We start from the raw sequence: 14,148 nt of genomic DNA on the forward strand, positions 1-14,148 counted from the left end.
AATAAATTATTATTTACTAGACAATTAAATTTTTTAATGATACTATATATAGGCATATTTCATATGTGGGAGGGCGAGGGATACACAATAAAAAGGAAAGAGGCATGAATCAACAAACATTAACACTTCAACAAAACAATATCAAAACAGAGGTATTAGCTGGTATGACGACTTTTATATCAAGTGCTTATATCATAATGACTAATGCTCTCATACTATCAGATGCTGGTATCAGTTCAGATGCTGCTATGATAGCAACTATATTTACTTGTGCAGTCTCAACATTTTTAATGGGGCTAGTTTCAAACACACCATTTATAGTAGTACCTGGAATGGGTATTAACTCACTATTTACTTACACAATTGTAAATTCAATGGGACTTAGCTGGCAATCTGCCTTAGCTGCAGTATTTGTAAGTGGCATAATTTTCACTATAATTGCAAGTACTAAAATAACACCAATACTTATGAAATCAATACCAAATAATTTAAAACATGCAATAACCGCTGGTGTAGGTTTCTTAATTTTATTCATAGGTCTTCAAAAAAGTGGACTTGTAATTAGTAATGAAAATACCTTAGTAGGTCTTGGAAACTTAGGTAGTAAAGAAGTTATCTTAACTTTAATAACTTTACTTATAATATTCATACTAGATTTGAGAAAAGTTAGTGGCGGTATACTTATAAGTATTCTTATTGGAACAGCATTAGCCATAATTATGAATATAACTTCATTAGATAATTTAGATTTTACTGCTTTCAATATAAACGAGTTTAAAAATGTATTTTTAAATTTATCATTTAGAGATATATTTACAGTACCATTTTTTATGGCTGTATTATCAATAACTGTGGTTATAGTATTTGAAAATATGGGTATTTTATATGGAATGTTAGGAACTTTAAATAAGGAAGAAAGCTTCCAAAGGACATTTGCTTTAGCTGGTATTTCAAACATGATTGCTGGTGTATTTGGTACAAGCCCAACTATAGTTGCTGCAGAAAACTTTTCTGGTATAAGCTCTGGAGGGAAAGGCAAAGTATCAGCTTTAACATCTGGAATATTATTTTTATTATCCTTATTTTTAATACCAGTATTAAAGCTTATACCAAACAGTGTTATAAGTTCCGTACTTATTTTTATAGGTATACTTATGATTCAAACTTTCTTTGATTTAGAAAAAGGAGATATTATAGAAACAATATCTATAGCTATTATTATTACAGTTATACCTCTTACTTATAATATAGTAAATGGTATAGCTTCAGGATTTATAATTTACACTATACTGAATATAGCTTCTAATCAATACAAGAAAGTTTCTCCTGCAATGTATATATTAACAGGTTTATTTTTATTAAACTTTATATTAAGCACATCAATGTAATTACTTCATTAATATAAAATAAAGGAGTGTCTGTTATTTACTATTGTGTAAAATATAACTCAGATACTCCTTTTATTTTTAATTTTAAGTTCTATATTATTTATAATTTATCCTACTTTTTATACTATTTTAAGATTAATTTCTTCAGACTTATTAAAATTTAAAATCTCCTGATTTTCCACCTGTTTTCTCTATTAAATGTATATCACTTATTACCATTCTTTTGTCAACTGCCTTACACATATCATATATTGTTAAAGCTGCTATAGAACAAGCATTTAAAGCTTCCATCTCCACACCAGTTTTACCTAAGCTTTTACAAGTTGCATATATTTTTATTAAAGAGTTTTCTTCTTGAATTTCAAAATCTAAATCACAACCAACTAAATTAATTTGATGACACATAGGTATATTATTAGATGTATTTTTTGCGCCCATTATCCCTGCTACTTGTGCTACAGAAAGTACATCCCCTTTTTTTATTTGCCCGTTTTTTATTTTATATAATGCTTCTTCACTCATTGTAATAGTTGCACTTGCTGTAGCTACTCTTACAGTATTATCTTTATCACTTATATCAACCATTTTTGCATAGCCCTTTTCATTTATATGAGTTAACATATTTACCCTCCTATTTGATACATTTTTCTATTTGTTTTACTACTTTTCTTTTCAATTAATTCATGTTTTTCTGGCTTTGATAGAATTATATCCTTTAAAACTTCTCTAAATATTAGTGGCTTATTAAGATAATCTTTTATATCTATCTCTTCTTTTGAATGAAGACATAATTTAATTCTACCATCATATGTAACTCTTATCCTATTACATTCCTTGCAGAAACTACAGCTAAGTGGAGTTATTATTCCTACCCTACCTTTTGAATTATTATATTTATAATATTTAGCAGGAGAGCCTTGTTCACACTCTATCTTATTTAAGCTATCAACTGTGTTAATAATTTCATTTACATTCATATATCCACTTTCATATATGTTTTTTGCTTCTCCTATAGGCATTAGTTCTATAAATCTTACATCTATTGGATTATATTTAGTTAACTCTATAAAATCATATACTTCATCATCATTAAACCCTTTTATAGCTACACAGTTTATTTTTACTTTTATACCTTCTCTTAGACAAGTGTTTATACTTTCTAGAACCACTTTTAAATCTCCACCTCTAGTAATAGACTTGTACTTGTATTCTTTTAAAGAGTCTAAACTTATGTTTACCTTATTTAATCCACTTATCTTTAACTGAGATACTATTTTGCCAAGATTTATACCATTTGTAGTTATAGCTATATCATTTATATTACATTCATTCTTAGCGAACCTAATTAATTCATTTAGTCCAGGATACAAAGTAGGCTCTCCACCTGTAAATCTTAATTTTTTAATTCCTACATTTGCCATTGATTTTATTACAAACTTATATTCATCTACGCTCAAACTGTTATTTATATACCCATCTTTATGGTTCACATCAGATGGCATACAATAAATACATCTTAGGTTACACTTATCAGTAAGTGATATCCTAAGATAATCTATATTTCTTCCATATTTATCTATCATTGCTTTTCCTCTTTATTAATTATCTTTAATAGTAGTTGCACACTCACTAGCATCTCCTCTTAAAATTTCTATTCCATGGCCTAATTCATCAATGACAAAGCTTAAATTTTCTATAGCACCTTTTGGACTTCCTGGTAAATTTATTATTATAGTATTTTTTCTTATACCACTCACACCCCTACTTAATATAGCTTTTTTAGTTATATGAGATGACATCATTCTCATGTATTCACTAATTCCTGGTATTTCTCTTTCTACAACTTCCTTAGTCCCTTCTGGCGTTATATCTCTTTTTGAAAATCCTGTACCTCCATTAGTTAATACTAAGTCTGCCTTATTATTATCACATATATCAATAAGTTCATTAGCTAACATATCTTTATCATCTTTTATTAATGTATAATGTACAACTTTATATAGACCTGTATCCTCTATATATTCTTTAATTTTCTCACCTGTTATATCTTCTCTCTTACCTTCATATCCTTTATCGCTTAATGTTATAATTGCTACCTTAAACATAAAATCACCTCTTTATAATTTTATTATATATTAAAATATCTCATATATCTTCTAAATTTAACCTTTATTTACATTTTTTATATTTCCTATGTTCTAAATTCCCATTATTTTTAACTAGTAGTAACTCTGCCATTATTCCAAATGCGATTTCATTTACATCATTTGATGATATGTTAAGACCAACTGGTGCATAAACAGAATTTAATAAATTTTCATCTATTCCTTCTTCTATTAAAGTTTTTTTCAGTGTTGTCCATTTTTTTAAACTTCCTATCATTCCTATATAAGAAGCATTTTTATTAATTATTTCTCTTAGAGCTTCTATATCCTTTTCATATCCTCTTGTAGCTATAACTATATAAGTATTTTCATCTATTTTTATATTGTTAAGTATATTCTTTATACTACCACTATAAACTTCGTCTGCTTTTTTAAATCTTTCTTTATTTGCAAATTCTTCTCTATCATCTACTATTATTGTATAAAAATCTAAAGTATTTGAAATCTCATATAATGAATATCCAACATGTCCTCCTCCAATTATAATTAATCTTGGTTTAGGCTTAAATACTTTTATATATCCTTTTACATTTCCACCACATTCCATTGGTGTCTCTTCTGACGACTTTATCAACGAATGGATAAAGTTGGCATCTTCTCCACTTTTTAAACATACTTTGCATTTATTTATAATTTCATGTTCTAAAATACCTCCCCCAACAGTTCCAATTGTACTTCCGTTGGAGAAATATGCAAGTGTTGCTCCTTGTTTTCCAGGGCTCGATCCTTGTACATCTGTAATTATAGCTAATGCTACTTTATTACCTAACTTAACTTCATTATTTATTTTTGATAGAATTATTTCATGCATATTTTCCTCCTAATACTTTGGAACTATTTTATTAGATAAAATAGCTTCTAATACTCCGCCTGCTATATTGCGACCTTTATCAGATATTGTAAATGAGTTTTTAACCTCATCTATTCTAGGATCTATGTCTAAAATTTTTAAATTACTTTTTACGTAAGATCCACTTCGTATAATACCTCTTAGAACTCCACTTATACTAGCTATAACTTCATGCTTATTACCATCATCATCATTTATATGAGCTACTATATCACCTTTTTCTACTATATCACCGATTTCACAATAAGTATAAATTGTTCCTTGAACTTGAGAGTATACCACTCTATCCTTTGATACTCCATTAATTTCACCTGGTATACCTGTATTTTCAATTGTTCTTCCATTTCTAATTACCCTACCTAAGTTGTGACCTCTCATTGTTTCAATTGCTATATCTATATTTTCTCCTGCATAAAATCCAGGTCCTAGTCCTATAGTTAAATCAGCCATATCCTTTTTGGTTCCAGTATTTTTCTTTGCCAATATACAATCAACTACAACTTTAGGTTTTATTTGGTTTATACACTCCCCCTTAGGATCTATATATAAAGCGACTTTATTATCTTTTAATGTATCTTTTATTTCACTAATACTATTACACAGTTTACAATAAACACCTTCTACCTCTACCTCGCCATTATATATAGCTTCACTAAATGCTACATTTCTTCTTATTGCTAGAGGTTTTTCTATCTCAAGTGCTACTATCTTAAATCCACACATATGTAGTTTATGAATAACAGCAGATGCTAAATCTCCTGCACCTCTGATTAAAATAATATTGTCCATTTAGTCCTCCTGCTTAAATAAGTTATCTTATTCAACATTATACAATAGATCGACATTTTTTCATATGTGAATGACATATATTAAAATTTATTTTTTAAAAATATTTCGTATTTTTAAAATAAAAAAGTATGTATCAATATAAACTTATAAAGCTTATTAATACATACTTTTTATTTTAATATTTTTTATATTTATTTAAATCTTCATTCTTTTTTTCTTTAATTCTTTCTCTAACCTTTACAATAAGTAAAACTACTGCTCCAATAAATGCAATAGACACTCCACCTAAATACATAAAAGCAATAAAGTTAGCAATTAGAAAATCCAATTAAAATTACCTCCAAATAAATTATTCTATAATTACAGCAGTTCCGTAAGCTATAACTTCTGAAGCTCCTTGCATAACTGCTGATGAACCTAACCTCATTCCAACAATTGCATTAGCTCCCATCTGTTCTGCTTTTTCTACCATTCTACCTATAGCAATTTGTCTAGCTTCTGTCATCATTTCATTATATGATACTATCTCTCCACCAACTAACGTCTTAAAGCTAGCTCCTATATCTTTACCTATATTTTTACTTCTAACTGTACTATCTGATACAAAACCTAATACTTCTTTAATTTCTTTTCCTGGTATTAAATCGGTTGTAACTACTAGCATGTAATTTCATCCCCTTTAGTTCTATAATTTTAAATATTATTTATAAAGATTATAATTTTATTTTAGACGTAAATCAATCCTATTTAAAATAAAAGAATCGTATAAAAATCATCACTGATAACTTCTATACAATTCTTTAGATTAAATATTTATATTTTCATTATATTCAACTTTAGTATTAATATTTAAGAAAATTTTAGCTTCATCAAAGTTTATATATTCTTTTTCTATACTGTCTATAAGTTTAAGCAATTTGTAATTATTATTATCTATACATTCTTTAACTTTACTAATTATATCTTTTTTGTATCCAGAGCATAATGGTTGAATTCTATTGTTAGAAATAGAAATAATGGATTTATTTTTCATACTTAATCCAATTTTATCTACCACACTATTATCAATAAAAGGCATATCACATGCAAGTACAACAATATCATATTTGGCATAATTTAGTGCTGTATAAATTCCCCCTATTGGGCCTATATCTTTTATAATGTCTTCATATATTTTAAAATTATATTTTGAGTACAAATTAGTATCATTTGCAATAATTATCACTTCTTCAAAATTACTAAATGCATCTATTGCCTTTTCTATAAAAGTTTTACCTTCAATATACATTAATGCTTTATTCTCACCCATGCGACTACTTTTTCCACCAGCTAAAATTACACCTGTCTTTTTTATAATAATCACCTGCTATCTAGCTAAATATTTTATCGATTTTTATTTTCACCTTATTTAATATGTTATCCTTATTTTGTAAATAGTCATTATAACTTCCATAGTCTCTACAAATACTACTTATTGACTCTCCTATGATAAAGTTGATTTTCTCCAAATTATAATCGTACATAGTTTCAACACTATCAACTTCAATAAGTATCTTACATATGCATAAATATAAATCTTTTATTATTACATCTCCACCAAATTCAAAATTATTCATAATTATTTCTTTACTTTCATTAGAAATAACTTTTTGCTTTATAAATTTTATAAAACTTTCAAAGTCCTGTTTATTGTTATATGGCTCTATTTCAAATAATATTCTAAAGAATAAATTCCATGCAAATTCACTATTTAATTTATCTACTATATAATCTCCAAGGTCCTTACAAAATTCATCTTCTAAAAGCGGTGGTTGATCAAAAACAATTGGTTGATTAAAGTCAATATCTTTTTTTGATATATCATTTATTCTCGTTAATCCATTAATCATTAGGTCTCCAAATAAGCCATCATCTACTTCATCTATATTTTTGTTAAATGAATAATTTAATATAGTTTCACAAGGTTTTTTAAAATCTACAACAAATCCAATACTTTCTTTCATTTTCATAGAAAAAGTATCATGAGCCATTTTAGCTAACACTTTCTCTAATTCTTTCTTTTTACTAGATGAGTGATCTAAGCCAACTGTATTAAAGTTTTTATATATGTTTAATAATTGATTATCAATCATTGTAAGGTTATTTTTAATAGATATCATCATATCTTTTAAGAAGCTATCTCCTAATAAATATGTATTATTTTTATAAATAACCTTATGTTCAATCTCGCTCCAGAATATATTTACCAGAGATTTTATCTGAAGTTCAAATTTTATTTGCCTATCTAAATATTTAAATTTCCCATCAATTCTATATATCTCAAATCCATTCTTTTGTTTTTTAGGTTGTTTCTCACTTAACTTTAAAGTTATATTAGGATTTTGTTTATTATAATAATAAATTCTATCATCAGTTTTATTAAAATATCTTCTTAAAACCCTATATATCTTATTTTCATCTTCTATAAATCTACATTCTATTCTTACTCCAATTAAGTCAGATAAATTGTGAATAAGATTTTCTGCTTCATTATATTTTTTTAAATATCTATTTCTAATAATCTTTTCTCTTAAACTGCTCTCTGATTTTACTCTAGACTTTACATTTATATATTCTTCTTTTTTAAGATTTAAAATCTCTTCGAAGAACTCCTCTAGCTCATCTCCTATTAACTCTAATGTTGAACTCATAGATGTTAACATATCTATTGATTCTTCTATAAAATCAAACTCTAGTAGTCCCATAATCTACACTCCTAATTATTATCTATTTTACTTGATTAATTTTATCATTATTTATTATATAAAGTAAACTAAACAGGACTAAAATTCATGATAACTTCATAATTAAGTATTTGCTATAAATAAAAATAAACCCTTATACAGGGCTTATTTTTATTTTAATTATTTATTTACTCAAAAATTAATTCCTTTTTATTTGTGTTCTCTAAATATTCTTCAAGAATAATCGCTCTTATAGATTCATATTTTATATAATTAGGAAGATTTTTCTTTATTAAACTTATCTTTTCTCTTCCAAATACATTACATGCACTTAATATAATTTCCTTTTCTTCTTCAGTATAAAATTCTTTTAGATTCAAATTAAACTGTATACTCTTATTTTCTTTAACATAATCGTATACATATCCTAAAATAGTTGATATGGAAGTTTCTAGATCTTCACTTATATTATTAATATTTTTACCTTGATTTAACAAATCCAAAGCTATTTCATTATTTTTTCTACTTTCACCATCTATAACAACTTTTAATTTTTTTCTATATATCCAATTCACATTTATATTATTATCTAATATATAATATTTAACTAAAGATATTATATCCTCACCATATTTTTCTATTTTTATAGGACCAATTCCTGATATATCTTCAAGCTGTTCATTATTTACTGGGTATCTACCACTTATTTCTTTTAACGTATTATTACCTAAAACTCGATACGGCAATGTATTTTCTTTTTTAGCATATTCTTCTCTTAATTCTTTTAATTTTTTATATAAATTTTCATCTGTTTTTACAAAGAAAAATTCTTCATCATCTTTATTAGATAATATATCTATATTAGTTTCCTTATTTATATTTTTCTCAGTTATATATCCTTCTATGAGCTCTATAAATTTATTACCATATTTCTCATATTTAATTTCTCCTACTCCAGAAATTTTTAATATTTCTTCTTTGTTTGTAGTATACATTGATGACATTTCTTTTAATACACTATCTCCAAATACCATGTATGGAGCTATATTTTCTTCTATTGCTATATTATATCTTAATGATTTTAGCATTTCATATAATTCATTATTTGTATTTAATGCTTTACTAACTACAACTTCTCTGAATTTTACTTCAATATCGCCTTTTAATACTTTAGTTGATAGTTCATTTAATTTTACAGTAGGAAAAGTACCATTATACCCTATATTTTTAACTAGATCTAAATATCCATGAGATACTAACGTATTTATAAAAATTTTCAAATTATCACTAGAATAATCTCTCATTATTCCATAAGTAGATAACTCATTAAATCCTAAATCTAATATTTTTTTATTTTTAGACCCTCTAAGTACATCAACTATTACATTAATACCAAAACTTCGTTTCATCCTATAAACACACGATATAACTTTTTGAGCATCTAAGGTTTTATCTATAACTTCACCTTCACTTAGACAGTTACTACAATTATCACATCTATCATTAGAATCCTCTCCAAAATAGGCTAATACACCTTTTCTATAACAATGGTTAGAATATATCAAATCTTTCATATGCTGTAATTTTTCATGTTGTACTAATTTTCTCTTAGTATTTTCTACACTTATATCAATTAAATATTGCTGAATGTATATATCTCCTGGAGAAAATAAAAGTATACACTCACTTGCTTCACCATCTCTACCCGCTCTTCCTATTTCTTGGTAATAGTTCTCTATACTTTGAGGCATATTATAATGTATAACCCATCTTATATTTGATTTATCTATTCCCATACCAAATGCATTAGTCGCTATCATTATATTAATTTTATCATTTATAAAATCTTCTTGATTTTGCTTTCTTTCTTCTTTAGAAAGTCCTGCATGATATTTAGATACTAAATATCCTCTCTTTTTTAATCCTTCATATATTTTCTCTACATCTTTTCTTGTTGCAACGTATATTATTCCACTTTCATTATTATGATTCTCTAAATAGTCAATTATATATTTATTTTTACTTGATGATTTTACTATATTTATAAATAAATTTTCTCTATTAAATCCAGTTATATATACATCTGGTTCTCTTAGTTTTAGACTATTTATTATATCTTCTCTAACTTCTTGAGATGCAGTTGCAGTAAAAGCTGTTACAACTGGTCTATTGTAAAGAGTATCTATAAAATGATGTATTTTTGTATAACTTACTCTAAAATCATGTCCCCAACTAGATACACAATGAGCCTCATCTATTGCTATTTGACTTATATTTTTCTCTTTTATTATACTATTGAATTCATAACTATCTAACCTTTCTGGTGCAACATAAATTATCTTATATTTATCATCTTTTATATTATTTATCACTTCATTAAATTCAGTACTACTAAGAGAACTATTTATATAGGCTGCATCAATTCCCATGATATTTAATGCATCAACTTGGTCTTTCATAAGAGATATCAATGGTGATATTACTAATGTTATACCATCTAGGCAAAGTGCAGGAACTTGATAACATATAGATTTTCCACCACCTGTTGGCATAATAGCAAGTACATCTTTTTTATTTATTATTGAGCTTATAATATCTTCTTGACCTTTTCTAAAGCTAGTATATCCGTAATATTTAACTAATATATCTAAAGGTTTAGTGTTCATATTTTTATCCACCTCTCCGAACTTACGTTTGTTTTAATTATAATCGCTTTTTTTATCTTTTATTCATATATAATATCATAAAATTTGCTCTATAGCTTTTATTTATATCTTTTATTCTACTTATAGTAAATTTCTATTTTAAAATTTATCTTAGATATGCATAAACTATATAAAATATACTTTTATTAATAGTATCTATAAACCTTGGAGGTATTAAATTATGTACAACTATATTAATGATTTAAATAAGGATAAGCAAAATCTTATTAATAAATATTCTTTAGTACTTAATGATGATTTGATTTGGGAGTTCAACCATACTAAATATTTTAAAGTTAAATACTTTTCTCATAAGTTTGCTATAAAACATTCTACCTCACCCTTCTATTTCATATATATAAACTTTGTTATGCTAAAATCAAATATTTTGAATCAAATTTCTCGAAATATGATCCTTATATATATAATTATAAATCGGGATTTATAAAGTGTAATTATATGATATGGAATTTATAAAACATAAATATAGCGATACATTTATAGACCTTAGAAATTTAAATAAAATAAAAAATATTAAAATTCAAATCATTTTGTAATTATCTTGAAAACTTTGAACCCAAACTATAAAAGGACTATTTCGTGTAGATTGATTATTCTACTCGAAATAGTCCTTTTTATTTAAATTATGCTATTATCTCATCTTTTTCAGATTCCCATCCAGATAAATTTTCAAGACCTTTTATATTTTTTGCATTAAATATTGGATCTTCTATACCTGATTTTCGTTGTGCTTCATAATCTTTAAGCGCTAGAAATGCATATTTACCTAATAGAGCTATGGCAATTAAGTTTATTACAGCCATTAATCCCATAAATACATCTGCTAAATTCCATACTATATCTATCTTTGCTACAGAACCAAATAATACAAACCCTACAACTGCTATTCTAAATACTGTCATTATAGATTTTTTATTATTCATAAACTCTATATTAGCTTGTCCATAGTAATAGTTTCCTACTATTGAACTAAACGCAAATAGCAATATACACACTGCTATAAATATATTTCCTATAGGTCCTATATGATAGGCTAAAGCTTCTTGTGTTAATCCTATACCTTCAGCAGAACTTGTTGCATATCCTGGGTATAATAATACTACAAATGCTGTACAAGAACATATTATTAGTGTATCTACAAATACTCCAAGTGCTTGTATTAATCCTTGTTTAACAGGATGTGATACTTCTGCACTTGCAGCTGCATTAGGTGCACTACCCATTCCTGCTTCATTTGAGAATAAACCTCTTTTCACTCCTACTAGTATTATTCCACCCATAGTACCCATTGACATACTTCTAAAATCAAGAGCACTTGAGAATATTAACTTTATTACATTTGGTATTTCATTTATATTAATAGCCATTACAAATAATGAAACTAATATATATAATACAGCAAGAACTGGTACTATCACTTCAGATACCTTAGCTATTCTATGAGAACCACCAAATATAACTAAAGCTGTCACTATTGCTATTACTATACCTAATCCCAGTCTATTTATTCCAAAAGCATTATTAAAAGCAGCTGTTATTGTATTGGCTTGAACTGCATTAAATACAAATGCAAAACATATTGTTATAAGTATTGAGAATGTAACTCCCATCCACTTCTTATTTAAACCTTGTTCCATATAGTATGCTGGTCCACCTCTATATGATTTACCATCTTTTACTTTATATATTTGAGCTAACGTACTTTCTACAAATCCTGATGCAGAACCCATTAATGCTATAAGCCACATCCAAAATATTGCCCCAGGTCCACCTGCAACTACTGCTATTGCAATCCCTGCTATATTACCTGTACCAACTCTTGATGCTGTACTTATACAAAATGCTTGGAATGAAGATATTTTACCTTCTTGTTTAGCATCTTTAGAAGTACTATCTCCTAAAAGTTTAAACATTTCTTTAAAGTATCTAAATTGTACAAATCTAGTTTTTATTGTAAAGTAAATACCTAATGCAATAAGCATTGCTATTAGTATATACGTCCATAAAAAATCATTAAATTTTAATATCACTTCATTTAATAATTCCATTTATTAAATCCCCCTTGTAGTTATTTTTATATTATCAAGTATAAAGTTGATTAAATTTTCTATAAAAATGCAATTTATTAATCTACTTATTCATTTAGTATAATTATAAGCTATTTTTTCATAAAATACAACATAAAAATGCAATTTTATTTTTTCATGTTGCAATATTTTAATATATTTATATTTTTACCCTTTTATTTCTAAATTATATATAAATTTTGTTTTACTATTTATGATATAGTATACTATTTTGTTTTATGTAAATAATCTTTAAATATGATATAATTAAAACTATTCATTACATAATTTGAAAGGAATTAAATTTATGGCTAATATTAAATATGATATAGAACAAGAATTAGGTATAATATCGAAGTCTGCAAAAGGTTGGAATAAAGAACTTAACTTAATTAGTTGGAATAATAGAGAAGCAAAATATGATATAAGAGATTGGGATGAATACCATGAAAAAATGGGAAAAGGTATAACTCTTACTAAAGAAGAATTAATTAACTTAAAAGAGCTTTTAAATAATTTAGATCTATAATATCAGATGTAAATTTATAAAATAAAAAATTACTAGTTATTTAACTTTATAACTAGTAATTTTATTTTTAATATATTTTAATGATGTCCACATCCATCGTGGTTGCAAGTATGATTTGTAGGAAATTCAATAAGCTTATTTTCTTTGTATAGCGCTAGATTTTCTTTTATTGTATCTCCTTGAGATCTATATACTTTTACTCCCATAGAATTTAATTTATTTATAGCTCCTGCCCCTATTCCTCCAACTATAACTACATCTACCATTGTACCTTGTAATGCTTTAAGTGGTTGGCACATACCATGTTCATGATTCAAATCATGATTGTTTATTTCTGTTATCTCGTTATTCTCTAAGTCACAAACAACAAATAATGGTGCTGATCCAAAATGTCCATATGGCTTACTATTTAATCCTTCATTCATTTCTACTGGTACACAAATTTTCATTTTAAAATCCTCCCTTTTTACAGCACTTATTCAATGCTTTACAATTAATTTTACACCCTACTTCATGAATTTCTTTAAATTCATTGTATTCTAAAATGTCTTCTACACTGTCATTTTTTATAAATTTAATAAATGATATGCACTGATCAAATATCTCTTTATCTATAGTATAAAAAACAAAGTAACCTTCCTTAATTCCTTTTAAAATGCCCACATCTTTTAATATTTTAATATGTTGAGATACCGCTGAGTCTGATATACCTAATAACTTAGATATTCCTTTTTGACATATATTACGTTTAGATGCTAGAACTAGTATTTTAAGTCTGGTTTCATCACTCAATGCTTTAAATACTTTACTTAGATTTTCCATCAGTCACCTCTTTTGATTAAGTATTTACTTAATTAAATTATAGTATTCTTATTTAAATCCTGCAACACTTATATAAATTTTAATTTTATA

At 26.1% G+C, this 14,148-nt stretch carries 15 protein-coding genes; 2 read left to right on the forward strand and 13 right to left on the reverse strand.

Translation table 11 applies throughout. From position 1 onward, the window contains the following. Window positions 1-104: 104 nt before the first annotated feature. Window positions 105-1,388: an NCS2 family permease gene (locus tag EIH23_RS08840; protein WP_122639931.1), complete on the forward strand. Its 1,284-nt coding sequence runs from the start codon at window positions 105-107 to the stop codon at window positions 1,386-1,388. A gap of 153 nt (window positions 1,389-1,541) precedes the next feature. On the opposite strand, the gene moaC is transcribed toward EIH23_RS08840, so the two are convergent. The 11 genes from moaC to EIH23_RS08895 all read right to left on the reverse strand — a co-directional run bounded on the left by moaC (window position 1,542) and on the right by EIH23_RS08895 (window position 12,689). Continuing rightward, window positions 1,542-2,009, reverse strand: a complete 468-nt coding sequence (gene moaC, locus EIH23_RS08845; RefSeq protein ID WP_122639932.1) for a cyclic pyranopterin monophosphate synthase MoaC — start codon at window positions 2,007-2,009, stop codon at window positions 1,542-1,544. 2 nt (window positions 2,010-2,011) lie between these two features. Then, window positions 2,012-2,971: a GTP 3',8-cyclase MoaA gene (moaA, locus tag EIH23_RS08850; RefSeq protein ID WP_122639933.1), complete on the reverse strand. Its 960-nt coding sequence runs from the start codon at window positions 2,969-2,971 to the stop codon at window positions 2,012-2,014. 15 nt (window positions 2,972-2,986) lie between these two features. Beyond that, window positions 2,987-3,493 (reverse strand): MogA/MoaB family molybdenum cofactor biosynthesis protein, encoded by a 507-nt coding sequence (locus tag EIH23_RS08855; protein ID WP_122639934.1) that lies wholly within the window; start codon window positions 3,491-3,493, stop codon window positions 2,987-2,989. A gap of 64 nt (window positions 3,494-3,557) precedes the next feature. Beyond that, window positions 3,558-4,364: an XdhC family protein gene (locus EIH23_RS08860; RefSeq protein WP_122639935.1), complete on the reverse strand. Its 807-nt coding sequence runs from the start codon at window positions 4,362-4,364 to the stop codon at window positions 3,558-3,560. A gap of 9 nt (window positions 4,365-4,373) precedes the next feature. Further along, window positions 4,374-5,192, reverse strand: coding sequence for a selenium-dependent molybdenum cofactor biosynthesis protein YqeB (yqeB, locus tag EIH23_RS08865; protein WP_122639936.1), 819 nt, complete (start codon window positions 5,190-5,192; stop codon window positions 4,374-4,376). Window positions 5,193-5,367: 175 nt separating this feature from the next. After that, entirely contained in the window at window positions 5,368-5,520 is a 153-nt protein-coding gene (locus EIH23_RS16325; RefSeq protein ID WP_164489030.1) for a hypothetical protein, read from the reverse strand. Between the two features lie 21 nt (window positions 5,521-5,541). Next, window positions 5,542-5,856 (reverse strand): YbjQ family protein, encoded by a 315-nt coding sequence (locus EIH23_RS08870; protein WP_122639937.1) that lies wholly within the window; start codon window positions 5,854-5,856, stop codon window positions 5,542-5,544. 141 nt (window positions 5,857-5,997) lie between these two features. Then, entirely contained in the window at window positions 5,998-6,555 is a 558-nt protein-coding gene (locus EIH23_RS08875) for a molybdenum cofactor guanylyltransferase (protein WP_243113364.1), read from the reverse strand. A gap of 7 nt (window positions 6,556-6,562) precedes the next feature. Beyond that, a complete protein-coding gene (locus tag EIH23_RS08880; protein WP_122639939.1) occupies window positions 6,563-7,936 on the reverse strand; it encodes a GTP pyrophosphokinase in 1,374 nt (457 codons plus the stop codon). 167 nt (window positions 7,937-8,103) lie between these two features. After that, window positions 8,104-10,581 carry a DNA helicase RecQ gene (recQ, locus tag EIH23_RS08885; protein ID WP_122639940.1) on the reverse strand — a complete coding sequence of 826 codons (2,478 nt, stop codon included), beginning with the start codon at window positions 10,579-10,581 and terminating at the stop codon, window positions 8,104-8,106. 683 nt (window positions 10,582-11,264) lie between these two features. After that, complete coding sequence (locus tag EIH23_RS08895) at window positions 11,265-12,689, reverse strand: alanine/glycine:cation symporter family protein (protein WP_122639941.1); 1,425 nt, start codon at window positions 12,687-12,689, stop codon at window positions 11,265-11,267. 325 nt (window positions 12,690-13,014) lie between these two features. Here EIH23_RS08895 and EIH23_RS08900 point away from each other — a divergent pair, with 325 nt between their 5' ends. Further along, window positions 13,015-13,236, forward strand: a complete 222-nt coding sequence (locus EIH23_RS08900) for a YdbC family protein (protein WP_122639942.1) — start codon at window positions 13,015-13,017, stop codon at window positions 13,234-13,236. Between the two features lie 77 nt (window positions 13,237-13,313). Here EIH23_RS08900 and EIH23_RS08905 read toward each other — a convergent pair whose 3' ends face one another. Both EIH23_RS08905 and EIH23_RS08910 read right to left on the reverse strand, forming a co-directional pair. Next, window positions 13,314-13,685 carry a NifB/NifX family molybdenum-iron cluster-binding protein gene (locus EIH23_RS08905; protein ID WP_122639943.1) on the reverse strand — a complete coding sequence of 124 codons (372 nt, stop codon included), beginning with the start codon at window positions 13,683-13,685 and terminating at the stop codon, window positions 13,314-13,316. A gap of 1 nt (window position 13,686) precedes the next feature. After that, on the reverse strand, window positions 13,687-14,058 hold the full coding sequence (locus EIH23_RS08910; protein WP_122639944.1) for an ArsR/SmtB family transcription factor: 372 nt from the start codon (window positions 14,056-14,058) through the stop codon (window positions 13,687-13,689). Window positions 14,059-14,148: the final 90 nt, after the last annotated feature.

The sequence above is a fragment of the Romboutsia sp. Marseille-P6047 genome (assembly GCF_900604535.1).
In the GTDB taxonomy this organism is placed as follows: Bacteria; Bacillota; Clostridia; order Peptostreptococcales; family Peptostreptococcaceae; genus Romboutsia_E.